General features: G+C 63.1%; 20 protein-coding genes. 8 read left to right on the top strand and 12 right to left on the bottom strand.

Annotated elements, in window-relative coordinates:
* Positions 1-2 precede the first annotated feature (2 nt).
* Entirely contained in the window at positions 3-1,778 is a 1,776-nt protein-coding gene (locus tag C0V76_RS07855; protein WP_101941841.1) for an alkaline phosphatase, read from the bottom strand.
* 172 nt (positions 1,779-1,950) lie between these two features.
* Between C0V76_RS07855 and C0V76_RS07850 the strand changes: the two genes are divergently transcribed.
* The 3 genes from C0V76_RS07850 to C0V76_RS07840 all read left to right on the top strand — a co-directional run bounded on the left by C0V76_RS07850 (position 1,951) and on the right by C0V76_RS07840 (position 7,295).
* Positions 1,951-2,979 (top strand): low specificity L-threonine aldolase, encoded by a 1,029-nt coding sequence (locus tag C0V76_RS07850; protein WP_170020053.1) that lies wholly within the window; start codon positions 1,951-1,953, stop codon positions 2,977-2,979.
* A gap of 160 nt (positions 2,980-3,139) precedes the next feature.
* Positions 3,140-3,757: an OmpW family protein gene (locus tag C0V76_RS07845; RefSeq protein WP_101941840.1), complete on the top strand. Its 618-nt coding sequence runs from the start codon at positions 3,140-3,142 to the stop codon at positions 3,755-3,757.
* Between the two features lie 160 nt (positions 3,758-3,917).
* Positions 3,918-7,295, top strand: a complete 3,378-nt coding sequence (locus C0V76_RS07840; RefSeq protein ID WP_158239174.1) for an EAL domain-containing protein — start codon at positions 3,918-3,920, stop codon at positions 7,293-7,295.
* 48 nt (positions 7,296-7,343) lie between these two features.
* Here C0V76_RS07840 and C0V76_RS07835 read toward each other — a convergent pair whose 3' ends face one another.
* A complete protein-coding gene (locus C0V76_RS07835) occupies positions 7,344-8,717 on the bottom strand; it encodes a phosphomannomutase/phosphoglucomutase (protein WP_101941838.1) in 1,374 nt (457 codons plus the stop codon).
* A gap of 177 nt (positions 8,718-8,894) precedes the next feature.
* On the opposite strand from C0V76_RS07835, the gene C0V76_RS07830 reads away from it, so the two are divergent.
* Positions 8,895-9,377 (top strand): MarR family winged helix-turn-helix transcriptional regulator, encoded by a 483-nt coding sequence (locus tag C0V76_RS07830; protein ID WP_101941837.1) that lies wholly within the window; start codon positions 8,895-8,897, stop codon positions 9,375-9,377.
* A 98-nt stretch (positions 9,378-9,475) separates the two neighbouring features.
* On the top strand, positions 9,476-9,901 hold the full coding sequence (locus C0V76_RS07825) for an organic hydroperoxide resistance protein (RefSeq protein ID WP_101941836.1): 426 nt from the start codon (positions 9,476-9,478) through the stop codon (positions 9,899-9,901).
* 41 nt (positions 9,902-9,942) lie between these two features.
* Here the strand turns inward: C0V76_RS07825 and cynS are convergent, their stop codons facing one another.
* From cynS to C0V76_RS07800, 5 genes are all read right to left on the bottom strand, one after another.
* A complete protein-coding gene (cynS, locus tag C0V76_RS07820) occupies positions 9,943-10,386 on the bottom strand; it encodes a cyanase (RefSeq protein WP_101941835.1) in 444 nt (147 codons plus the stop codon).
* Positions 10,387-10,397: 11 nt separating this feature from the next.
* Complete coding sequence (locus C0V76_RS07815) at positions 10,398-11,267, bottom strand: ABC transporter ATP-binding protein (protein ID WP_101941834.1); 870 nt, start codon at positions 11,265-11,267, stop codon at positions 10,398-10,400.
* 3 nt (positions 11,268-11,270) lie between these two features.
* Positions 11,271-12,113, bottom strand: coding sequence for a nitrate ABC transporter permease (gene ntrB / locus C0V76_RS07810; protein ID WP_101941833.1), 843 nt, complete (start codon positions 12,111-12,113; stop codon positions 11,271-11,273).
* A gap of 112 nt (positions 12,114-12,225) precedes the next feature.
* A complete protein-coding gene (locus C0V76_RS07805) occupies positions 12,226-13,575 on the bottom strand; it encodes a CmpA/NrtA family ABC transporter substrate-binding protein (RefSeq protein ID WP_101941832.1) in 1,350 nt (449 codons plus the stop codon).
* A 20-nt stretch (positions 13,576-13,595) separates the two neighbouring features.
* Positions 13,596-14,273 carry a DJ-1/PfpI family protein gene (locus tag C0V76_RS07800; protein ID WP_101941831.1) on the bottom strand — a complete coding sequence of 226 codons (678 nt, stop codon included), beginning with the start codon at positions 14,271-14,273 and terminating at the stop codon, positions 13,596-13,598.
* Positions 14,274-14,652: 379 nt separating this feature from the next.
* Between C0V76_RS07800 and C0V76_RS07790 the strand changes: the two genes are divergently transcribed.
* Complete coding sequence (locus tag C0V76_RS07790) at positions 14,653-15,675, top strand: hypothetical protein (protein WP_143707374.1); 1,023 nt, start codon at positions 14,653-14,655, stop codon at positions 15,673-15,675.
* A gap of 189 nt (positions 15,676-15,864) precedes the next feature.
* A complete protein-coding gene (locus C0V76_RS07785) occupies positions 15,865-16,413 on the top strand; it encodes a transposase (RefSeq protein WP_101941828.1) in 549 nt (182 codons plus the stop codon).
* Between the two features lie 131 nt (positions 16,414-16,544).
* Here C0V76_RS07785 and C0V76_RS07780 read toward each other — a convergent pair whose 3' ends face one another.
* From C0V76_RS07780 to xdhA, 5 genes are all read right to left on the bottom strand, one after another.
* Positions 16,545-17,180 (bottom strand): response regulator transcription factor, encoded by a 636-nt coding sequence (locus C0V76_RS07780; protein ID WP_101941827.1) that lies wholly within the window; start codon positions 17,178-17,180, stop codon positions 16,545-16,547.
* Positions 17,177-18,346: a PAS domain-containing sensor histidine kinase gene (locus C0V76_RS07775; RefSeq protein ID WP_101941826.1), complete on the bottom strand. Its 1,170-nt coding sequence runs from the start codon at positions 18,344-18,346 to the stop codon at positions 17,177-17,179. The genes C0V76_RS07780 and C0V76_RS07775 overlap by 4 nt, the downstream gene beginning before the upstream one ends.
* Positions 18,347-18,355: 9 nt before the next feature.
* Positions 18,356-19,339, bottom strand: a complete 984-nt coding sequence (gene xdhC, locus C0V76_RS07770) for a xanthine dehydrogenase accessory protein XdhC (RefSeq protein ID WP_101941825.1) — start codon at positions 19,337-19,339, stop codon at positions 18,356-18,358.
* A gap of 107 nt (positions 19,340-19,446) precedes the next feature.
* Positions 19,447-21,735 (bottom strand): xanthine dehydrogenase molybdopterin binding subunit, encoded by a 2,289-nt coding sequence (gene xdhB / locus C0V76_RS07765; protein ID WP_101941824.1) that lies wholly within the window; start codon positions 21,733-21,735, stop codon positions 19,447-19,449.
* On the bottom strand, positions 21,732-23,198 hold the full coding sequence (xdhA, locus tag C0V76_RS07760) for a xanthine dehydrogenase small subunit (protein ID WP_101941823.1): 1,467 nt from the start codon (positions 23,196-23,198) through the stop codon (positions 21,732-21,734). The genes xdhB and xdhA overlap by 4 nt, the downstream gene beginning before the upstream one ends.
* A gap of 165 nt (positions 23,199-23,363) precedes the next feature.
* Here xdhA and C0V76_RS07755 point away from each other — a divergent pair, with 165 nt between their 5' ends.
* A complete protein-coding gene (locus C0V76_RS07755; protein ID WP_101941822.1) occupies positions 23,364-24,371 on the top strand; it encodes an adenosine deaminase in 1,008 nt (335 codons plus the stop codon).
* Positions 24,372-24,434 lie beyond the last annotated feature (63 nt).

Here is a 24,434-nt window from a genome sequence, read left to right as displayed (position 1 = left end):
GCTTACTTCTTGCCCGTTGCAGCGGGCTTGCCGAGTGCCAGCGCCTCGGCGATCACGCGGAATAGATCCGTGTTTTCCATCTGGCCATGCACGGCCGCCGAGCCGGGGCCGCCGGCGGTGAGCACCACGTCATCACCGGTATGTACGCCCTGGTTGGCGCCACGCGGGCCCACGTTCGGCAGGTTGCCGGTGCGGAACACGGCGCCCGGTACATCCTTGTATTTCTCGTTGGCCACCATCACGCCCTCGGCATTCTTGATTGCCGGCACGTTCTCACCGTCCAGGTAGGGGCGGAAGGTTTCGTAGTAATCCGGCGTGTTGGCGAACACCAGGCGGATACGCTTCGATACATCGACTTTTTCCGGATAACCTTCGGCGTTCGGCGCGGGGTAGTTCGGGAAACCGGCATCTTCATAGGTGCCGATCTTGTTGCGCATGTCGTTGCCCGCAGCATCGTCATTCACCGTGCCGACCACGCTCACGCCGTGGCTGTGATCGGCGGTGACGAGGATCAGGGTGTTGTTGCCGTTGGCCTTGCTCCAGCGCTTGGCTTCGGCGACCGCCTTGTCGAGCATGATCGTGTCGTAGATGGCGCGTTCGGCATCCATCGAGTGCGAGTACTTGTCGATGCGGGCAGATTCGACCATCAGCACGAAGCCCTTCTTGTTGCGCGACAGGATCTTGATGGCGGCCTTCATTTCTTCGACCACATCCGGCTGATCCGGGAACTTGCTGACCGAGCCCTTCTTGAGGAACTTCAGGTCCAGCGCGCCATCGATGTTGCCCGTGTTGTAGAGGCCCAGCAGGCGAGTGGTTTTCTTGTCGTCAGCCGCGGTGGCCATTTCGGCCTTGGTGGTGGCGAAAGCGTAACCTGCACCCTTGAATTGCTCGATGTAATCCACCTCGTCGGTGCGCTTGGAGCCCGGCGTGGATTTGGGCAGGAAGTTGGGCGAGCCGCCGCCCATGATCACGTCGATCTTGGTGTCGTAGAACATCTTCACGATGTCATTGAAGTCCGAGCGGCGACGCGTGTGGGCCACCATCGCGGCGGGCGTGGCATCTTCGATTTCGGAGTTGGTCACGGCGCCCACGGCAAGGCCGTTGCGCTTGGCCAGCTCACCGAGGGTTTCGACTTTCGGGTGATCCAGCGAGTTGGCGGCGCGCGAGCAATACACGCCCAGCGCATTCACGCAGCTCTTGTGGCCGGTGGTGTAGGCGTGTGCGGCGTTGGCCGAGTCGGTGATGATCGAATCGGTGCCCTGGGTGCTGAGGAGCGCCATGGCCGGCAGTTCGTCCATGGCCAGCTTGCCCTTGAGTTTGCCGTCTTCAATGCCTTGCGACAGGATGCGCGCCGCAGTGCGGTGGGCAACCGAGAAGCCGTCGCCGATGAAGAGGATCACGTTCTTCGCGGCAGGTTTGGCCGGCGTGGCGTAGACGTTCCACACCACCTTGCGGGTGTTCGTGCCGTCCGAGGCTTCGACGCTGTACTGGCCCGGTCTGGTGAGCGTTACGTCACGCAGGATCAGGCTGGAGGCGCCCTTGCCGGTTTCGTCCGGGATCAGGCTGGCAGACTTGCCGAGCAGCTTGTGATAGTCCTGCCCGTTGAGGGTCAGTTTTACGCTGGCGGCATCGACCGTGCCGGGGAACTCGACCTTCAGGTCGAAGCGCGAACCGGCGAGAATTTCGGCGCGATTGATCGGGTAGAGGGTCTGCGCGGCGGCAGGCAGGCAAACGGCGGCGAGCAGGGCGGCCGCGACGGGAAGGCGGGCAAAACGCATGGATGTGTTCCTTGTGAAGAGCGAGAGCGACATCCGGCAGGGTATGTGTTACAGGTTAAACATTTTTGACAGACGCCCGTCATTTAGCGGTAACCGCTTCGTCATCTCTCGAGGCAGGCCGCTCGCCGGTGGATAATGTTTGGCTTGTGATCAGCCTGCAGCGGAGATTTTCATGGCCCAGCACTTTGCCAGCGACAACTATGCCGGGATCTGCCCGGAGGCCTTTGCCGCCTTTGCCGAAGCAAACTCAGACCACGCCATGGCCTATGGCGATGATGAGTGGACCCGGCGCGTATCGGATCGCATGCGTGCGATCTTCGAAACCGATTGCGACGTGTACTTTGTCTTCAACGGCACGGCGGCCAATTCGCTTGCGCTGGCCTCGCTGTGCCAGTCCTACCACAGTGTGATCTGCCATGAGGCGGCACATGTGATGACGGATGAGTGCGGGGCGCCGGAGTTTTTCTCCAACGGCGCCAAGCTGCTGGCGGCCGCGGGCGAGTTTGGGCGGATCAGCCCGGACGAGGTGACGCGTCTGGTCGAGCGCCGCAGCGATATCCACTACCCGAAGCCGCGTGTGGTGACGCTCACCCAGGCGACCGAGCTGGGCACCTTGTATCGCCCCGAGCAGATCGCGGCGATCAGCGAGCGGGCGCGCCAGTATGGCCTGCGCGTGCACATGGATGGCGCGCGCTTTGCCAATGCGGTGGCCTCGCTGGCGGTGAAGCCGGCGGACATCACCTGGCGTGCCGGCGTGGATGTGCTGTGCTTCGGCGGCACCAAAATGGGTTTGCCGGTGGGTGAGGCGGTGGTGTTCTTCGACCGGCGCCTGTCCGAAGATTTTGCCTATCGCTGCAAACAGGCCGGCCAGCTGGCGTCCAAGATGCGTTTTCTGGCTGCGCCCTGGCTGGGCATGCTGGAGGACGGTGCCTGGCTGCGCCGTGCCGCGCATGCCAATGCGATGGCCGAGCGTCTCTCGCGTGGGCTGGCAGACTTGCCGGGGTTGCGCCTGATCGCGCCAACTGAGGCCAATGGTGTGTTCGTGGACTTGCCGGCCGAGGTCGCGGCGGGCCTGCGTCGGCGTGGCTGGCGCTTCTACGATTTCATCGGTAGTGCGGCACGCTTCATGTGCGCCTGGGATATCGAGGCGGAAACTGTGGATGCGCTGCTGGAGGATGCACGTTCCCTGTGTGAGGCTTGAGCTTTCCCTGCGGGAAAGCGTGTAGGGGCAATTCCCATTCTCGCGAAAAGGTCTTTTTGATTAAGATCAACTCCGCAATTTGAGGGGCGCGGAGAGGGGCGTGCAGGAGCGCCCTTCTTCAGCGACGGAAATGTTTGCCCAACCTACAGAGGAGAGACTCATGAACAAGAAAATGCTGGCGGCCGTGCTTGCCCTGCTGGCGGCGACGGCCATGCCTGCCGCACATGCCGAGGAGAGCCCGTGGTTGCTGCGGGTGCGCGCGGTCTATGTTGATTTCGATAACAAGCAGTCCGACGGTTTGCCGCTGGGGGGCTCGACCGCCATTGAGGCGAAGAGCCGCTGGATTCCTGAGTTCGATATCAGCTACTTCTTCACCAAAAATATCGCCACCGAACTGGTGCTGACTTATCCGCAGGAAGTCGACATCAAGGTGGGGGGCAGCAAGCAGGGCACGATCAAGGCCTTGCCGCCTTCGCTGCTGCTGCAGTACCACTTCACGGATCTGGGGGCTTTCAAGCCTTATCTTGGGCTGGGCCTGAACTACACCCTGTTCTCGGATCGCAGCAATATCCTTGGCAGGGCGGCCGAAGTCGAAAGTTCCAGTATCGGGCTGGCGGCTCAAGCGGGGCTGGACTTTGCCCTGAGCCGGAACTGGTCATTGAACCTGGATGTGAAATACCTCCAGATGGATACCGACGTGAAAGTGGGCGGCACCAAGGTCGGCAATGTGGGTCTGAACCCGATCACCTGGGGCCTCGGGGTGGGTTACCGCTTCTGAATGCTCTTTTGTCTGAGACTAGAAAGGCGCCTGCGGGCGCCTTTTTGCATGCCGGCGGATGGGCTTGAGGGTGTGTGCGTTGCTGTTGCAGTGAGGATTGACGCAGACTTGAGGGTGACCACGGATGATCGTGCCGGGGGCTTTGGGAACGGACCACTCGATGATATTCACTCCGCGACAACGCTTCATTGCCCTGGCGAGCTTGGGTTATGCCGTTTTTGCGCTGGCCTGGATCTTCCTGTCCGACCAGTTGCTGGCCGAGCTCACCGATTCGTCGCGCATCGTCTGGCTGTCGACAGCCAAGGGCGTGGCTTTCGTGTTCATTACCACGGCCATGCTGTTTTTCGCCTTACGTGCCGTGCCGGCCGCTGATGCGCTGCGCGCGGTGGCAACGCCGATGAATGGCTTGCGCCCACTGCTGGGGTGGCCCCGCTGGCTGCAATATGGATTTGCCCTTGTCTCCAGCCTGAGCTTTGCCTTCATGCACTTCAGCCTGGCGCATGGCCCGGAGACACCGGTTTTGCAGATCCTGATCTTGCCGATCATTGTCAGCGCGGCCATTGGTGGCCTGTGGCCGGGTTTGTGGGCCACGGTCCTGGGGGCGAGTGCTTCCCTTTTGTTGATGCCGCCGGAAGCTGCGGCCCAGTTGCTGTCCATCCCGAGTGAAAAGCTGCGCTGGGTTTTTCTACTCGCTAATGGCCTGCTGATCAGCGTGTTATGCGAAACCCTGCATCGCGCCTGGTTCCGTCTCGAAGCCAGCCGGAGCACCCAGGCTGCGATCCTGCGCAGCGTGGGCGATGCGATCATTGCAGTCGATGAGCGAGGCCAGATCAGCTATCTCAACCCGGAGGCCGAGCGGATCACCGGTTGGCCAATGGGCGAAGCGCTCGGGCAGGAGATCGGTGCCGTGTTGCGTCGCTCGGGGTTGGACGCCGTGCATGCTGCCGCGCTCTCGGGGGATCTGACCCTGATCCGCCGCGATGAGGCGGAGATCCCGGTGTCCCTGCGCGAGACGGCGATTCATCATGACGATGGACGGGCTGCCGGACGGATTTTTGCCTTCAGCGACGAGCGTGAGCGGCGGCGCATGGAGGCGGCCCTGAAGCATCAGCACGATTTGCTCAAGGACATGAGCGCGATGGCTGAGCTGGGCGCCTGGGAGGTGGATGCAGCGAGCCTGCAGGGGCCGCTTAGCGAGGAGGTAGCGCGGATTTGCGGCCTCGATGCCGCTGCACAGCCCCCTTTGCTGTTTGGTCCGCATCTGTTCAGTGAGCGCTGGCGTCTGTTGTTCGAGTCGGCCATGGCGCGCCTGTTTGGGGAGGGCAGCGCCTGCGACATGGTGCTGGCACTGCAGACGCCCGGCGGTGTAGAGAAGTGGGTGCGCCTGGTGGCCGAGCCAGTGCTGGTTGAAGGGCATATCGTGGCCGTTCGCGGTGCGATGCAGGACATCAGTACCCAGCGACGGACCGAAGATGCCCTGCGCGAGAGTGAGGTCCGCTATGCCCGGGTCATCGAAGGCTCGGAGCAAGGTTTCTGGGTGTGGAATGTGCAAACCAACCAGTTTGATATCAGTCCGCGTTTCGCTTCGATGCTGGGCTATCAGTTCGGCAAGTGGGATATTTCACCGGCCCGTTGGGTCGATTATCTGCATCCGCAGGATCTGGCGCGGGCGCACACTTCGATCGAGGCGCATCTGGCCGGACGCACGCCATTGCATGAAGTGGAGTTCCGGATCCGCACGGCCAGTGGGCAGTGGAAATGGATTCTGACCCGCGGCCGCATCGTCGAGCGCGATGCCGAGGGGCGGCCCCTGATCATGGCCGGCACCCATACCGATATTTCGGTGCGCAAGGAGACGGAACTGGCCCTGCGCCGCGCGGCTGCCGTGTTCCAGAATGCGCGGGAAGGGGTGGTGATCACCGACGCCGAGCTGCGCATCGTGATGACCAATGCCGCCTTCACAGAGATTACGGGCTATAGCGAGGCCGAGGTGCTGGGCAAACCCGGCACCCTGATGCGCTCAAACCGTCACGATGAAGCGTTCTTCAAGGGGATCTGGGAGTCCGTTGCGCAGCACGGCCACTGGCAGGGAGAGTACTGGGGCCAGATCAAGGACGGCCGCGTAGCGCCGGTGTGGCTCAGCATCAGCGTGGTACGCGATGAGCAAGGGGAAGTCTGCAACTATGTGCAGGTTTTCTCGGACATTTCCAGCCTCAAGGCTTCAGAGGAGCGCCTGGATCATCTCGCCCACCATGATGCGCTGACCCAACTGCCCAACCGCCTGCTGCTGTTCACACGCCTGGAGCATGGGCTGGCCGTGGCGCAGCGCGATGGCAGCCTGTTGGCGCTGCTGATGTTCGATCTCGATCGATTCAAGGATATCAACGACAGTTTCGGCCACCTTGTAGGCGATCAACTCCTGCAGCTGCTGGCCGAGCGGATTGGGGCACGCCTGCGCAAAACGGATTTCTTTGCTCGTCTTGGCGGCGATGAATTCACCATCCTGCTTGAGCACCTGGCGCGTCTCGAGGATGCGGCGCGGGTTGCTGAAGAACTGATTCACTCGCTTGAAACGCCTTTCCAGTTGCCCAACGGAATCGAGGTGCAATGCAGTGTCAGCATCGGCATCAGTCTGTTTCCTGGCTACGGCGAAACTGCCGAGGCCTTGCTGCAGCAGGCCGATGCTGCCATGTACCGGGCCAAGGCCGAGGGGCGCGGGCGCTTCCAGTATTACTCGTCAAGCATGACGGACGCCGCGCGCGACCGTATCAGCATCGATGCCCGCTTGCGCCGCGCGATCACCCGCGGCGAGTTGTTCCTGCATTACCAACCGCAGGTCGAGTTGCACAGCGGGCGCATCGTGGGAGCTGAGGCCCTGGTGCGCTGGCAGGATCCGGTGGAGGGGCTGCTGGCGCCGGCGCGCTTCATCCCGATAGCCGAGGAGACCGGCCTGATCCGCGAACTAGGGGCCTGGGTGCTGCGCGAAACCTGTCGCCAGGGGCGTGCCTGGCTGGATGCTGGCCTGCCGCCGCTGCGCCTCGCGGTGAATGTGTCGGCCCAACAGATCCGCCATGGCCAGTTTGATCAACTGGTGGAGCAAGTGCTGCGCGAAACAGGCTTTCCGGCCAATCAGCTGGAGCTGGAGCTGACCGAATCGGTACTGATGGATGCCCATAGCGAGGTTGCCCGACTGCTCGACAATCTGCGCGCTCGCCAGATCCGCATCGCGATCGACGATTTCGGCACGGGCTACTCCTCGCTGGTCTATCTGAAGCGCTTCCCGCTGGACGTGCTGAAGATCGACAAGGGCTTCGTTGACGGCCTGGTGCATGACCGCGACGACCGCGCCATCACCCTGGCCATCATCAGCATGGCGCGTGCGCTGGGCTTCAAGGTGCTGGCTGAAGGGGTGGAGGATCCCGAGCAACTGATGATCCTGCAGGCTCACGGCTGCGATTTGTACCAGGGCTACTTCTTCAGCAAGCCTTTGCCGGCGCAGGAGTTTGTGCAGCGCCTGCAGGCCCAGCCAGTTTCCTGAAAGCAAACGGCCCGCACAGGGCGGGCCGTTCAAGCAGAGCGCCTGGCGTCAGAAGGGCAGTTCGATGCCCGGCCAAGCCGCGCTGATCTTGCTGCGGAACTCGCTCTGGATGCGTTCCAGCGCGGCGGCATCATCGGCTTCGAAACGCAGCACTACCACCGGCGTGGTGTTCGAAGAGCGGGCCAGACCAAAGCCATCGGCAAACTCGATGCGCAGACCATCGATGGTGATGCGCTCGACTTCACCGGCGAACTTCACCGTCTTGAGCTTTTCGACCAGCGCCACCGGTTCGCCTTCGCTCATCTTGATGTTCAGTTCGGGCGTGCATACGGCGTCCGGCAGCGCCTTCAGAATGGCGTTGGCATCCGGGCTGCGCGACAGGATCTCGAGCAGGCGCACGCCGGTGTAAAGGCCGTCGTCGAAGCCGTACCAGCGTTCCTTGAAGAACATATGGCCGCTCATCTCGCCGGCCAGCGGAGCGCCAGTTTCCTTGAGCTTGGTCTTCACCAGCGCGTGGCCGGTATTCCACATCACCGGTTCGCCGCCGTGCTTGCGGATCCACGGGGCGAGGTTGCGTGTGCACTTCACGTCGTAAATGATCTGGCCGCCGGGCACGCGCGAAAGCACGTCGGCCGCGAAGAGCATGATCTGGCGATCCGGATAGATGATTTCGCCATCCTTGGTGACCACGCCCAAGCGGTCGCCGTCGCCGTCGAAAGCCAGGCCGATTTCAGCGTCGCCTGCCTTCAGCGCGGCGATTACGTCTTCGAGGTTTTCCGGCTTGGAAGGGTCCGGATGATGGTTCGGGAAATTGCCGTCCACTTCGCTGAACAATTCGGTCAGCTCGCAACCCAGGCGCTTGAAAAGTTCCGGTGCGGTGTTGCCGGCCACGCCGTTGCCGGAGTCGAGCACGATCTTCATCGGGCGAGCCAGCTTCACATCGCTAAGGATGCGTTCGATATAGGCCGGGCGCACGTCGGTGTGAGAAACGCTGCCGGTACCCTGAGCGAAATCGCCTTCCACAATGCGGCGGCGCAGATCCTGGATCATTGCGCCGTAGAGCGTCTGCCCACCCAGCACCATCTTGAGACCGTTGTAGTCCGGCGGGTTGTGGCTGCCGGTGATCGAGACACAGCTGTTGGCGCCCAGGTGATAGGCCGCGAAGTAGGTGATCGGGGTGGCGACGCAGCCAATGTCGATCACGTCGATGCCGGTGCTGGTGATGCCTTCGGCCAGGGCCGCCGCGAAGTCCGGCCCGGAGAGGCGGCCGTCGCGACCGATCACGATGGTTTTCTGGCCGCGCACCAGGGCTTCCGATCCCAGTGCCTGACCGATGCCGCGCACGGTTTCAACGGTGAGGGATTTGCCGACGATGCCACGGATGTCGTAGGCCTTGAAGATCTCGGGTGCCGGAGAAAACATGCGGATGCGCTCCTGATGGGTTGCCAAAGGCGGCGATTATACGGTGCCTCTGATGACAGGCTGTTAGTCCATAGCACGCTGCGTGCCAAGCACGACACGAATTGAGGGGAGCCAGCTCATCCAGTCCGTGTAATTTAGTGCTTGCAATTAAATTGTGCGCAATGTAATGTTTGGGCCATGAACTCCCGTGCTGCCTCTCCTGCCGATCAGCTCGACTCCGCCGCCTTGCTCAAGCTGGATAACCAGCTGTGCTTCGCGCTGTATTCCACTTCGCTGGCCATGACCAAGGTGTACAAGCCCTTGCTGGCCAGGCTGGGCCTGACCTACCCGCAGTATCTGGTGATGCTGGTGCTGTGGGAGCAGGACGGGCTGACCGTGTCGGCGCTCGGCGAGCGTCTGTTCCTCGATTCCGGCACCCTAACGCCGCTGCTCAAGCGCCTCGAAGCGCAGGGCATGTTGCTGCGGGCGCGCAGCGCGGAAGACGAGCGCCAGGTGATCGTGAGCCTCAGCGACACTGGCCGAGCCTTGCGCGAGGAAGCGCTGGCCGTGCCGCAGGCGGTGCTGTGCGCCACGGCCTGCACGATTCCCGAGCTGCAGACCATGACCGCGGAGCTGCAACGGCTGCGCCGCAAGCTGGGCGAAGCTTTGCTCAAAACCTGAATTTCCCGGAATTGAAGGTCGGTTGTTTTGGCCCGGCCTTCAGGTGCAAATATGTTGCACACAATTTAATAGCCAAAAATATGAAATGGAGTCCCAGCATGAAACTCGAACAAGTCGCCTACCGTGCCCAAGCCACCGCCACCGGCGGCCGTGATGGTCGTGCCGTGTCCTCGGACAACAGCTTCGATCTGAAGCTCACCACGCCGAAGGAACTGGGCGGTGCGGGCGGCGCCGGCACCAATCCGGAGCAGCTCTTCGCTGCCGGCTATTCGGCCTGCTTCATCGGCGCCATGAAGTTCGTCGCTCATCGCGATGGCATCAAGCTGCCGGCCGACCTCGCCATCACCGGCGAAGTGGGCATCGGCCCGATCCCGAACGGTTTTGGCATCGAAGTGGAACTGAAGATTTCCCTGCCGGGGCTGGACGAAGCCACTGCGCACACCCTGATCGAGCGCGCCCATGTGGTGTGCCCGTACTCGAACGCCACGCGTGGCAATGTCGAAGTCACCCTGACGCTGGTCTGATCTTTGAAGCCCTCCCGGCGGGTGTCGGGAGGGTGCTTCGATCAGTAGGTCTTGTAAGGCAGGAACTTGCCGCTCATGGTGATGCTCACGCGGTCGCCCATCGGGTTGGGTTCGCGTTGCAGATCCATCTTGAAATCGATGGCACTCATGATGCCGTCGCCGAATTCTTCATGGATCAGCTCCTTGAAGGTTGTGCCATACACGCTGATCAGTTCGTAGAAGCGGTAGATCAGCGGGTCAGTTGGCACAGCCGTGGGCAGCGAGCCCTTGTAGGGCACCACCTGCAGCAGATCGATCGCCTCTTCCGGCAATTCGAACAGCGCGCCGACTTTCGCGGCCTGCTCGGCGGTGAGCGTCATCTGGCCCAGCAGCGCGGCGGTGGTCCATTCTTTGGACTGGCCGACCACTTCGGCGATCTGGCTCCATTTGAGCTTCTTGGCGATCTTCTTCTCGATGATCATTTCGGTCACGTCGTAACGCTTCATGGCGGGCTCCTTCAGGCTGCGATGGGATTGGATACGGCGTCTTCGGCAACGAGGCCGGGACGCACGATGGGGGGATGCTTCGGGTCGTGGCCTTCCACCGCGTCGCCTGCATACAGCTTCGAGCGCTCGACGAGGAAGTCCACCAGATGGTTGCGGATGCGGTAGTACTGCGGGTCGTGGTGGATGCTGGCGCGGGTGCGGTTGCGCGGCATGGTCACCTCCACGATCTCGGCGATCTTGGCTTGCGGGCCGTTGCTCATGAGCAGGATCTTGTCGGCCAGCAGGATGGCTTCATCCACATCGTGGGTGATCATGAACACGGTCTGCTGCGTGGCCTGCACGATGCCCAGCAACTCGTCCTGAATCGTGCCGCGGGTGAGGGCATCGAGCGCGCCGAAGGGTTCGTCGAGCAGCAGCATCTTGGGCTCGATGGCAAAGGCGCGCGCAATGCCGACGCGCTGCTTCATGCCGCCGGAAAGCTCGGCCGGTTTCTTGTGCAGGGCGTGGCCGAGGCCCACCATCTCCAGATACTTCGTAGCATGCGCGGCCACCTGTTCGCGGCTCCAGTCCGGCCAGCGTGAGCGCACGCCGAATTCCACATTGGCGAGCGTGCTCATCCAGGGCATCAGCGCATGGCTCTGGAACACCACGCCGCGATCCAGCGAGGGGCCGCGCACTTCGCGCCCGTCCATGAACACATGGCCGCTGCTCGCTTCATCCAGCCCGGCCAGCACGTTGAGGATGGTCGTCTTGCCGCAGCCGGAGTGGCCGAGGATGCACACGAACTCGCCGCGCTCGATGCCGAAGTGGATGTTCTCGAACACGGCCGGGCCGTTGCTTGCGTAACGCCGGGCGAGTGCTTCAACTTTGAGGAAGGACATGGCTTATTCCCTGTAGCTCACGAGCTTGGTCAGCTTCGCCAGCGCCGTGTCGAGCAGCATGCCGACCAGACCGATCAGCAGGATGGCGGTGAAGATGTTGGTGATCGAGAGGTTGTTCCACTCGTTCCACACGAAGTAGCCGATGCCGGTGCCGCCCACCAGCATCTCGGCCGCCACGATCACCAGCCAGGCAATGCCGATGGAAATGCGCATGCCAGTCATGATGGTCGGCGCCGCAGCCGGCAGGATCACCAGAAAGGCGGTGCGCAGGCGGCTCACTTCCAGTGTGCGCGCCACGTTGAGCCAGTCGCGCCGCACGCTGGCCACGCCGAAAGCCGTGTTGATCAGCATCGGCCAGATCGAGCAGATGAAGATAACGAAGATCGCCGAGATGCCCGAATCCTTGATCGTGTAGAGCGCCAGCGGCATCCAGGCCAGCGGCGAAATCGGCTTGAGGATCTGGATGAACGGGTCCAGCGCGCGGTAGATCAGCGGCGACATGCCAATGGCAAATCCGAGCGGAATTGCCACCAGCGCGGCGAGCAGATAGCCGCCCAGCACGCGGGCCAGCGAAAAGCCGATCTGAATGCCCAGCCCCTTGTCGTTGGTGCCCTTGTCGTAGAACGGATCCTTGATGTGCGACCAGATCTTGGCTCCGACTTCACCGGGGCCGGGGAAGGCGCTCTTGCTTCCGGTGGCGGCTGCGCCGCCGACCAGTGCCGCGTATTCAGGATCGACGATCACCGCCGCCTCTTTCGGGCGCGTGGCCAGGTGCCAGGCGGCGAGCGTGAGCAGCAGGATCAGCAGTGAGAGGAGTGGCGCGAGCCAGGGTTTCTGTTTGGTCATGGTGATTCGTGTCGAGTAGCCCGGATGCAGCGCAGCGAAATCAGGGGGCGGTGCGTGGCAGAGGCCCCGGATTCCGGCCGCAGGCCTTCATCCGGGCTACGGGTGGGTTGTATCAACTCCGCTTGATCGCAAAGCCCTTCAGGTAATCCTCGGGTTTGGCGGGGTCGAATACCTTGTTCATGATCGTCAGCTTCTTCATCGACACCTCGGGCGCAGGGAAGCCGTTCTCCTTCATCAGGCGTGCGGCATCGGTGGCGAGGAACACGTCGCGTGCCACCTTGCGGTAATCCACATCGCCCTTGATCTGCCCCCAGCGCTTCATCTGGGTGAGAATCCACACCGCGAAGCTTTCATACGGGAAGGGGTCGAACTCCAAACGATCCGGCACTTTTTTCACGCCACCTAGGCCATCGGCAAAGGTGCCGGTGAGGATCTGCTCGATCACCGTCTCGGGCTGGTTGAGGTAGTTCGCTGGCGCGATGGCGGTGGCGATGTCCTTGCGGTTGGCCGGATTGCTGGCGAATTTGGTCGCATCGATGATGGATTTCAGCAAGGCCTGATACGTATTCGGCATGCTGGTCACAAATTCCTTGCTGGCGCCGAAGGCACAGCAGGGGTGGCCGTCCCAGATGTCGCGCGAGAGGATGTGGATGAAGCCCACGCCGTCGTACACTGCGCGCTGGTTCATCGGGTCCGGGCCGAGGAAGCCGTCGATGTTCTCCGCGCGCAGGTTGGCTACCATCTCGGGCGGCGGCACCGCGCGGATCTGCACATCGGTGTCGGGGTCGAGACCCGCTTCCGCGAGGTAGTAGCGCAAGAGATAGTTGTGCATCGAGAAGTCGAATGGCACGGCGAATTTGAAGCCCTTCCACTGCTTCGGATCGCGCTTGTCCTTGTGCTTCATGGCCAGCGTGATCGCCTGGCCGTTGATGTTCTCGATGGCCGGCACCGTCCAGGGCATCGGGTTTGATCCGATGCCCATGGACATGGCAATCGGCATCGGTGAGAGCATGTGCGCGGCGTCGTATTCCTTGTTCATCGCCTTGTCGCGAATCACGGCCCAGCCGGCGGTTTTCACCACTTCTACATCCAGGCCGTACTTCGCATAGAAGCCCATCGGCGCGGCCATGATGATCGGCGTGGCGCAGGTGATCGGAATGAAACCCACCTTCAGCTTCTGCTTTTCCAGCTTGCCGCCGGTTTGCGCGAAAGCCTCCTTGGCCGCGCCCAGCGGGAAGATCGTCGAGATCGCGGCCAATGCAGTGCCCGCGCCCACCGAGCGCAGGAAGTTGCGGCGCATGTTGTCGTCGGGGAAGAGGGCGCGCATCACCGCGCCTTCCACCGCACGGTCCTGCGCGGCCTGCAGTTCCATGTCATGCGCGGCCTGGCTGCTGTGCTGGCCGCAGCTGCAACCCTTGTGCAATCGGGTTTCAGGATCAAAGGGGTTACGGAAAATCGACATGGGGACTTCTCCTTTCAGGTTCAGGCGGCTGCTTGGCAGGGGGCGGTGGCGAATTCGATGTCGTCCTGATACAGATTCCAGGCTCGGTGGTATTCCATGATCCGGGCCACGTCGGCGACGAAAGCCTTGTCGTAGCCAGCACGGGCCAGCAGGTGCAGGCCCAGTTCCATGCCCGAGGCAATGCCGCCGGCGGTCACGATGCGGCCGGCATCCACCACGCGGGCGCGGCTGATCCGGCAGGCCGGCGCAATCTCGGCGAGGCGGTCAATCGGCGTCTTGCCCATGTGTGAGGCTTCGAGCCGGTCCGGCTCCTTGCGGTTGGTGGCGGGCAAGCCATCGAGCAGCCCCATGCGGGCGTAAATCCACGAGCCGGTGCACACGCTGGTCAGCAGGCAGGATTCCGGGAGGGCGCGGATGTAATCGTGCAGGCGGCGGTTATGCATCTCCTGCCGCGTGCCGAATCCGCCGGGAATCAGGAAGGCATCCAGCGCCGGCGCCTCGGCAAAGCTGTAGTTCGGCATCACGGTGAAGCCCGCCTGGGTCTGCACCGGGCGCAGCGCGTCGGCGATCAGGAAAACATCGATCTCCGGGTCCAGCCGCCGCGCCACCGACAGCACGCCAGCGGGCGCTGCGTAGTCGATGATCTCCGCGTCCTTGAACACATAAATGCCGAGCCGGAATCCTGCTGTGCGTGCCATGGGGCGCTCCCTGTCTGATGGCTCCAGATTAGGGAGGGCGGGGCGAGGGCGGTATCACCGGATTCGTGATTGGGGTGTAGTGATTGCACTACAGATGGGGGCTTGCCGGAAGTGGCAGGCGTAGGGCGCCGCAGGGAACAATGGAGCGAAGCGGAATTGCGCCGGATGTGGTTACCGGAGGGCGTGGTGGTTGTTATGATGTTGGCGTTGCGTGCGGCGCTTTTATTTTTACAGACCCTTGCAGGTGTTGGCTCATTAAGGGGCGCCTAAGAGACACGAGCAGTCTTGCCTGGGGCGTATGCATTAAATCTCAATGGCTTGATTTTTCTGCCAATTAAGCCAAAAGCTGTGTCTGATACCACATTTTTTTATTGAATTCATGCTTGAAATTTTACTTAATAACTCCCGGTCGTTTGGTGGATATGAAAACAAAACGAGCCAAGCTGATTTAGCTGTTTGGGAACGAATAGCCGAAAGATACTCCATTGTGGATGGATATACTGCAGACTTGGGTGCGTATCAGATTCAAATCGATTGGCAGTCGCGAGTGAGATACGAACGCAATTACTGCGATCTGTGGATTAAGGGTGTCGATAACGATTTTGATCGTTTTGATAAATTCGAATTCGAGCGCGTTCACGTCTGCCCTGTCAAAGTGCATTTTGATGCTGCATCCACTTGTGCTTATCAAGGCGGAATGCATGAATTACATTCGGTTCTCATCTATCTCTTTTTGGTCGCAAATCTCGCGACTCCTGGCTCATTTAATCTCTATCGTTCCTTTATTCGTGACACTGAACGCGATCCCACAAAAGACTCATTGGCGCAAACAGATTTAGAGCTTAGTGAGTACGTTTTTGAAAATGCATGGCATGAAGCCCAAACGTATCCTTGGTTGAAAGTGGGTTTTTTGCCTTTTGATCAAGTCGCTGCGTGGCTCGAATCTCTAAACATTAAAAACAAGAACGTCGCTACTACTGATTTGGATCGAGCCTTGTTCAGCTTGCTGTATTTAGGGCGTGCTTCGTTTATGGATCCCACTGCCGCGATGTGGATCGCTGCCGCCTTAGAGGCCTTGTTTGATACTCCAAGTGGTAGCTCGTTCTCATTTCTGTGCGCACGCATTTCGGCATTGTTTTCGCTGAAGGATCCGGAAGCGATTGACATGAAACGTCGTTTGCGCGCCTTCTTTGATTTACGCAATGCGTTTGCCCATGGTGGTGCTCGAATTCATCATATTCTCGCTGATGACCGCGATAAGGCTGTAGAGGGGGACATCGGGAGGCTTTTAGAGGTAACAGGTTTTGCTTCAGCTGTCCTCATAGCGGCGATTCAGGAGTTGATTCGCCGAGACTGGAAGGGCATGAGTTTTTGCGAACAAATTGTGCCATTAACCGAGTAGGGCGCGCATCGCGCACGCGGATTCAACGTTCGTACCCGCACGCTGCTTTTTAATCGGGCCGTGCGGTTCGTGATTATTTTGAATGGTGCGCAATGCGCACCCTACGGTTTGTGCATGGCGGCCTTTCGTCCGGCTTGTGGGAGGGCGGGTGGGTGGCGATGATCGGCGCTTTCCGTGCCGTGCTGATTCATGTCGCTCTACCGACGCTCGAATGCAACTGGCGCCACCTTCTTTTTTACGGTGGTGACGCACCGCCGCCAACGCATCCTGACGGATGAATCTTTGCGTGTGGCCTTGCGTGATGCGGTGCGGCGGGTGCGGGCGGAAATGCCTTTCTCCATCGATGCCTGGGTGTTGTTGCCGGATCACCTGCATTGCATCTGGACGCTGCCGCCGGGCGACGCGGACTTCGGGCGGCGCTGGGGGCGTATCAAACTTTTCGTGACGCGTGCTGTTGCGGCGGAATACGCACGGGCCGACTGGCGAAATCCTTCGCGCATCACCCGGCGCGAATCGACGATCTGGCAACGCCGTTTTTGGGAACATCAAATCCGCGACGATGCTGATTACGCCGCGCATATGGATTACGTGCACATCAATCCTGTGAAACACGGCTTGGTGCCCACCGTGGCGGATTGGCCGCATTCGACTTTTCACCGATTCGTTCGCGCCGGGGTGTATCCGGCGAATTGGGCGGGTGGTGAAACGCTGTTGCCGGATTATGGGCTCGATGAATAGCCGGGTAGGGTGCGCACCGCGCACGCTGAACCCCACGCTCGCATTCGCACGGCCCCCCCTTAACCGGCCCGTGCGATGGATGAACCACCGGAATGGTGCGCAGTGTGCACCCTACGCATGCCGAGCCTGTCTCACGCCCCCAGCAACTGATGCCGCGCGGCGTAATGCGCGATTTCGAGGGCGTTGCGCAGGCCGAGCTTTTCGCAGATGCGGGCGCGGTAGGTGCTGATGGTGTTGGCGGAAAGCGAGAGCTGCTGGGCGATGTCGCCCACGGTGCGGCCCTGGGCGAGCAACTGCAGTACCTGGAACTCACGGTTCGACAGGGTCTCGTGTGGGGCGCGGGCGTGGTCGCGGCGGATGTCTTGCGTCATCAGCTCGGCGATTTCGGGCGTGATGTAGCTGCCGCCCTCGGCTGCGCGGATCAGCGCGGCGAGCAGGGTTTCCGGTGCGCAGCCCTTGTTGAGATAGGCGGCTGCGCCGCTGCGGATCGCGCGCAGGGCGAACTGGCTTTCGGGGTAGACCGAGAGCATGACCACGCCGCATTTGGGGAACTCGTTGCGGAGGCTGCCGAGCACGTCCAGCCCGTCGCGCTCACCTAACGCGATATCGAGCAGCACCGCATCGATGGCGTGTTTGCGCAAAAGGCTCAGGGCGGCGGGGCCGTCGGCGGCTTCGTGGATGTCGCCGATGCGCGCGTCCTCGGCGAGGATCTGGCGCAGGCCACGGCGGATGATCATGTGGTCGTCCACAATCAACACGCGAATCATGCGAAGACTCCCTTGAGCGTGACGCGCACCGTGGTGCCGGCGCCTTGCGTGCTGTCGATTTCGAGTTCGCCGCCGAGCGCGCGGGCGCGCTCCTGCATGCCGAGCAGGCCGAAGCTGGTGGGCTGGGCAGGCGCGATCATGCCGCGCCCGTCGTCGCTGATTTCAAGCAGCAAGTCGCGCCCGATGGCGCTGGCATGCAGGCGGACGGCGTTGGCCTGGGCGTGGCGGCTGACATTGGTGAGCACTTCCTGCGCGATGCGATAGAGCGCGATTTCGGCTTCGCGGCCGAGGCGGCATTGCTCGATATGCGGCGCGCAGTCGTAGTGGCAGACGAGGCCCGTGCGCTGCTGGAATTCGGTGAGCAGGGCTTCGAGCGCGGCCCACAGGCCGAGGTGATCGAGCACGCCGGGGCGCAGGTCGGTGAGGATGCGGCGCACCGCGCCCATGGCGTTGCCGGCGATCTCCAGCATGTCGTCCAGTTTGGTCTGCAGGGCCGGCGCGGGGAGCTGGCGGCGCAGCCAGTTCATTTCGAGTTGCAGCGCGGTGAGCGAGGCGCCGAGTTCGTCGTGGATATCGCGGGCGATATGGCGGCGCTCTTCTTCGCGCACCGCATTCGAGTGCGCCGAGAGGCGTTGCAGCGCGGCGTGCGAGGCACGCAGTTCTTCGCTGGCGGCTTGCAGCTCGGCGGTGCGGGCGGCCACGCGCCGCTCCAGTTCGTCGTGCGCGGCCTGCAGGGCGGCTTCGGTGCGCTTGCGCTCGGAGATGTCGCTGAAGGTGACGACCGCGCCGACCACGTCACCGCCATGCTCGCCATCGCGGATCGGGTAGGACGCGTATTCGGCCGGGAAGGCGCTGCCATCGCGCCGCCACAGTACTTCGTTATCCACGCGCACGCCTTGCCCTTCCTGAAAGGCGCGGAAGATGCGGCAATCGTGCACCGGCATCAGCGCTGAATCGGCGTGAGAGTGGTGGATCAGGTAGTGCATGTTGCGGCCGAGCACTTCATCCGGCGTGTAGCCGAGCATTTCGGCGCCGGCGCCGTTGATGAAGATGCAGCGCCCGCGCAGGTCGATGCCGTAGATGCCTTCGCCCGTCGATTCCAGAAGCATCTCCAGCTGGCGTCGCCAGGCGTGGTGATGGGAGAGCTGGTGGAGATCCGCGAACATGAGGCGGCGTCAGTTGCTGCGCATCCGCGCATCTGGCCCTGTGCGTGTCGGAGTGATGAGCGCTTCGCGCCATTGCAGGACCTGGGCGGCGACGCCGATGGCAATCGCCTGCGGGGTTTTGTCGCGAATCCCGGGCACGCCGATCGGGCATTGCATGCGTTCGATCTGCGCGGGCGTGAAGCCGCGTGCTGCGAGTTGCTGACGGAAGCGGGTACGTTTGCTCTGAGAGCCGATCAGGCCGAAGTGGGCGAAGTCGCCCCGGCGCAGGATGGCTTCAGTGAGCGCGAGATCCAGCGCATGGTCGTGGGTCAGCACCAGATGGCTGCTGCCGGTGGGGGCGCTGGTGACGGCTTCGTCGGCAGCGTCGCAAGGCTGGCATTCGACACCGGCCGGCGCGGCCGCCAGCAGGTCGGTGCGCGGGTCGATCCAGCGCAGGCGCAGGTTCAGCGGGGCCAGCAGTGTGACCAGTGCCGTACCGACATGGCCGGCGCCATACACATTGAGGCAGAAGGCCGACGGGGTGAGCGGTTGGGTCAGCGACCAGTCGCGCGCGCTTTCGGTGGTGGGGAGTTTCAGCGCACCGCTGGCCGTTCCGGCGGACCAGCATGAGGCCGCTGCGTCACCCTCGAGCTGGCGCAGCAGGGCAATGCCTGAGGCATGTTGGGTGGCACGTGCCTGCCAGGCGGCCGCATCTTCTGGGTGCAGGGTTTCGTAGCTCAGCCAGACGATGCCGCCGCAACACTGGCCGAGGCTGGCGGCCAGCGCATAGCGGCGCAGCTCGGGGCGACGATGGCCGGTGAGCAGCATGGCACGGGCTTCGGCCATGGCCTCCCATTCGAGATGGCCGCCGCCGATGGTGTCGACCACGAAATCGGCGCCGACCAGCATTGAAGCACCCGCCTCGCGCGGCGCCGAGCCACGTATCCCCGCCACCGAGACCAGCACCAGTGGGCCGTGGGCGAGGGCGGTGGGAATCTGGGTGAGCCAGCTCATGTCATGCCTCCGGCATCAGTGAGGGCCGTAGCCTGGATGCAGGCCGAAGGCCGGAATCCGGGTCTCTCTGGGCGAGGACTCCCGGATTCCGCTGCGCTGTATCCAGGCTAGACATTCAGACCTCCGATAGCGCGCAGGATGGCCTCCGGGGTGGCCGGTGCCTGCAGCGGCGCGGGGGCGCCGAGGGCGGCCGAGCAGGCATCACGCAGTGCGAAGAAGGCCGCAAAGCCGTGAACCAGCGGCGGCTCGCCAACGGCCTTGCTGCGGTGGATGCTGTTTTCGGCATTGATGTTGTCGAAGAGCTTCACGTTCAGCACCGGGGGGCAATCCGAGGCGGCCGGGATCTTGTAGGTGGAGGGCGCATGGGTACGCAGGCGGCCCACGCCGTCGAAGACCAGCTCCTCGCTGGTGATCCAGCCAGCACCCTGAATGAAGGCGCCCTCGACCTGGCCGATATCCAGCGCCGGATTGATCGAGCGGCCGGCGTCGTGAAGGATGTCGGCGCGCAGGATGCGCGACTCGCCGGTGAGGGTGTCGATCACCACTTCGGCGCAGCAGGCACCGTAGGCGAAGTAGAAGAAGGGGCGGCCTTGTAGACTGGCCGGGTCGTAGTGGATCTTCGGCGTGGCGTAGAAGCCGGAATCCCACAGCTGGACGCGGGCGCGGTAGGCCGCGGCGGTGAGGGTGGTGAAATCCTCGCTGATCTCGCCGGCGCTGACCTTGCCATCGGCAAACTCGATCTTGGCGCCGCGCAGGCCGTGGCGGGTCGAGAAGAAGTCGGTGAGGCGCTTCCTGATCTTGCGCGCGGCGGCGAGTGCGGCCTGCCCGTTCAGGTCGGTGCCGCTGGAGGCGGCGGTGGCCGAGGTGTTGGGCACCCGGCTGGTGTCGGTGGAGGAGAGGCGCACCCGGTCAATGGAGAGGCCCAGCGCCTGGGCGACGATCTGGGCGATCTTGGTGTACAGGCCCTGGCCCATTTCGGTGCCGCCGTGGGTGACCAGCACCGAGCCATCGGCATACACACAGACCTGGGCGCCGGCCTGGTTGTAGTGCGTGGCGGTGAAGGAGATGCCGAACTTCACCGGGGTGAGCGCGATGCCGCGCTTGAGCACCGGGCTTGTGGCATTGAAGGCGGCAATCGCGGCGCGGCGGGCGCTGTAATCGCAGTCCTGCGCGAGCTGGTCGACGAGCTGCGGGGCGACGTTGTCCTGCACCGGCATGCCGTAGTGGGTGGTGGTGCAGGCGTCGTTGCCGGGCAAGCCGTAGAAATTGCGCCGGCGCACTTCGAGCGGGTCGAGGCCCAGATGATGGGCGATGTCGTCGAGGATGTACTCGATGGCGAAGATGCCCTGCGGGCCGCCGAAGCCGCGGAAGGCGGTGTTCGACACGGTATTCGTGCGGCAGCGCAGGCTGCGGATCGCAACAGCATCGAGGTAGTAGCAGTTATCCAGATGGAAGATGGCGCGGTCATTGACCGGGCCGGAGAGGTCGGTGGAAAAGCCGCAGCGCGAGGCGAGCGTGATCGCCAGCCCCTGCAGCTGGCCATGGTCATCGAAGCCGGCTTCCCATTCGTAGGCGAAGTCGTGACGCTTGCCGGTGATGAGCATGTCGTCATCGCGGTCCAGGCGCAGCTTCACCGCGCGGCCGGTTTTCCAGGCGCCCAGCGCGGCGGCACTGGCGACCTGGGCTGACTGCGATTCCTTGCCGCCGAAGGCGCCGCCCATGCGGCGGCACTCCACGCTCACCTGATGCGCGGCCCAGCCGAGCATGTGGGCAATCGTTTGCTGCATTTCGGTGGGATGCTGGGTGGAGCTCTGCACATGCAGGCTGCCTTCTTCGCGCGGGATCGCCAGTGCGATCTGGCTTTCGAGGTAGAAGTGTTCCTGCCCGCCCAGTGTGGCGCGGCCTTGCAGGCGATGCGGGGCGCTGGCCAGCGCCTTGTCGGCGTCACCACGCTGCACATGCACCGGCGGCATCAGCCAGGATTCGGCGGCAATCGCGTTGGGGATGTCGAGGATGGCGGGCAGGGTGTCGTATTCAAGCTTTGCCAGGCGTGCGGCGCGGCGGGCCTGTTCGTGGCTTTCGGCGAGCACCAGGAACAGCGGCTGACCCATGAAGTGGACCAGGCCATCGGCGAGGATCGGGTCGTCATGCACGATCGGGCCGCAATCGTTGCTGGCGGGGATGTCCTGCGCGGTGAGCACCGCCACCACGCCGGGGGCGGCGAGTACGGCAGCAAGATCCATGGCGAGGATGCGGCCATGCGCGATGCTGGCAAGGCCGAAGGCGGCGTGCAGGCAGCCCGCCGGAGCAGGCAGATCGTCGATATAGCGGGCAGCGCCCTGCACATGCAGGGTGGCACTTTCATGGCGCAGCGGCGCGCCAACAGGATGGGTCATGCGAAAACCTCGGTGATGCGATCAACGCGCAGCTGGGCCTGGGTGCTGTGCTCAAGCCACAGGCGGCGCAAAAGGTTACGGGCTACCTGCTGGCGGTAGGCGGCGGAGGCGCGCATGTCGGCAATCGGCTGGAAATCCTGCTCCAGCGCGTCCATTGCCGCTTCGATGCTGCGCAGTTCGAGCGGCTGACCGCGCAGGGCCGCTTCGGCTGCCAGTGCCCGGCGCGGTGTGGCGGCCATGCCACCGAAGGCGAGGCGTGCGTCGCTGATCAGGCCGGCGTCACCCAGGGTGAGGGCGAAACCGGCGCAGACCGCCGAGATGTCCTGATCCTGGCGCTTGCTGACTTTCCAGGTGCGGAACAGGCGGCCCGGCACGGCGCGCGGCACTCTCAGGGCACGCACGAATTCACCCGGCTGCAGGGCCGTCTGCTGGTAGCCGAGATAGAAATCTTCAAGGGCCAGCTCGCGCTGGGTTTCGCCTTTCTGCAGTACGACGTGAGTGCCCAGGGCGATCAGGGCCGGCATCGAGTCGCCAATCGGTGAGCCATTGGCCACGTTGCCGCCGAGGGTGCCGGCATTGCGCACCGGCAGGGAGGCAAAGCGCGCGGCGAGCTCCTGCCATTGCGGCTCATCGCGGCACAGCAGGGTGAAGGCTTCGGTCAGTGTGAGGCCTGCACCAAGTGTGAGCCAGGTATCGTCCGTTTCGGTGCGGCACAGCTCTTCCACTGCACCAAGATAGATGATGTCGCCGAGTTCGCGCAGCTGCTTGGTGACCCACAGACCGATGTCGGTGCCGCCCGCCAGCAGGCGAGCTTCGGGCAGCGCCTGGCGCAGGGTGGCGAGTTCGGTGAGCGAGCGCGGGGCGAAGAAGCGCTGACCGCCGTGATCGAAATCCAGAGCCGGCTCGCTGGCGATCTTTTCCAGCGCACTGCGGATCGGTGCGCGCTCCAGGCGTTGCAGCGGGTACTCGCGGCAGCGTTGGGCGGCCTCCAGGATGGGCCGGTAGCCGGTGCAGCGGCACAGGTTGCCGGAGAGCACCTGTTGCGCCTCTTCCAGCGTCGGCACGCGCGGCTGCTCCTCGTAATCGGCCCACAGGCTCATCGCAAAGCCTGGCGTGCAGAAGCCGCACTGCGAGCCGTGCAGGTCCACCAGTGCCTGTTGCACCGGGTGCAGGCCATCGGCGCCGGCGAGGTCTTCCACCGTGAAAAGCGCCTTGCCATCCAGGGTGGGCAGCAGCGCAATGCAGCTGTTGATGGCTTGCAGGCGCAGGCCGCCCGCGCCTTGCGCGTCCAGCGTGGCCACCACCACGGTGCAGGCTCCGCAATCGCCTTCGCCGCAGCCTTCCTTGCTGCCGCAGGCGCCACGCTCTTCGCGCAGCCATTGCAGCACGGTGCGCTGAGCGGGTTGGTCGCTCAGGCTCAGGGTCTTGCCCTGGTACCAGAAGCGGATATCGGTTCTTGTCATGGGTATTTCTCCTTGGGGTGTGCATACCTAGCACGTGACATGCCCATCCTTATCCGCATGCCCACATGACACTCATTGCGAGATCCGGCTGGACAGGCCGTGTCTTGGTGTGTGCAGCTCGGCTATGCTGGCACCACAACAATTCTTTCTCGCTGGAAGCAAACAATGAACCCTCTCGAACTGGCCCTGAGCTGTCCCAAAGCCGAGCTGCACTTGCACATCGAAGGTAGCCTGGAGCCCGAGCTGGCTTTCGAGCTGGCCGCGCGCAACGGCATCCGCCTGCCCTACGCCGACATCGCCGCCCTGCGCGCTGCGTACGATTTTGAAGATCTGCAGAGCTTCCTCGATCTCTACTACGCCTGCGCTGATGTGCTGCGCACCGAAGAGGATTTCCGCGACCTGATGCTGGCCTACCTGCGCCGGGCGCGGGCCGACAACATCGTGCATGCCGAAATCATGTTCGATCCGCAGACCCACACTGCGCGTGGCATCCCGTTTGCCACCGTGTTGGCCGGGCTGGAGCAGGGCGCTGAGATTGCGCGCCGCGAGTGGGGCATGAGCACCCGCCTGATCATGAGCTTCCTGCGCCATCTCTCCGAAGAAGAGTGCATGCGCACGCTGGATGAAGCCTTGCCCTTCATTGAGCGCATCCACGCCTTCGGGCTGGACTCCTCCGAGCTGGGCCATCCGCCGGCCAAGTTCGCCCGCCTCTTTGCGCGTTGCGCTGCACTGGGCAAGCCGCTGGTGGCCCATGCCGGCGAAGAAGGCCCGCCCGCCTATATCTTCGAGGCGCTGGATATCCTCAAGGTGGCGCGCATCGACCACGGGGTACGCGCCAGTGAAGATCCTGCCTTGCTGGAGCGGCTTGCCCGCGAAGAGATCCCGCTCACCGTGTGCCCGCTCTCCAATGTGCGCCTGTGCGTGTTCGACGACATGCGCCAGCACAGCCTGCCGGCACTGCTCGCCCAGGGCCTGTGCGTGACGCTCAACAGCGACGACCCGGCCTACTTCGGCGGCTACCTCGGCAACAACATCCGCGCCGTGCAGGACGCCTTCGATTTCGACGCCGCCACCTGGCGCACCCTGATGGCCAACAGCTTTCGCGCCAGTTTCGTCAGCGAAGCGGAACGGGCCGTCTGGCTGGCGCAGGTGGAGGCTCACTTCGCTGGCTGAGTGCAGGCTGCCAGAGCGTGAGCGGGTTGATTGTCCTGGCTGCAGGGCGCGGCCAGGGCTGAC

It is taken from the genome of Uliginosibacterium sp. TH139 (assembly GCF_002855595.1).
GTDB lineage: Bacteria > Pseudomonadota > Gammaproteobacteria > Burkholderiales > Rhodocyclaceae > Uliginosibacterium > Uliginosibacterium aquaticum.
The sequence above is the reverse complement of the archived record's forward strand: the minus strand, read 5'-3'. Positions and strand labels throughout refer to the sequence as shown.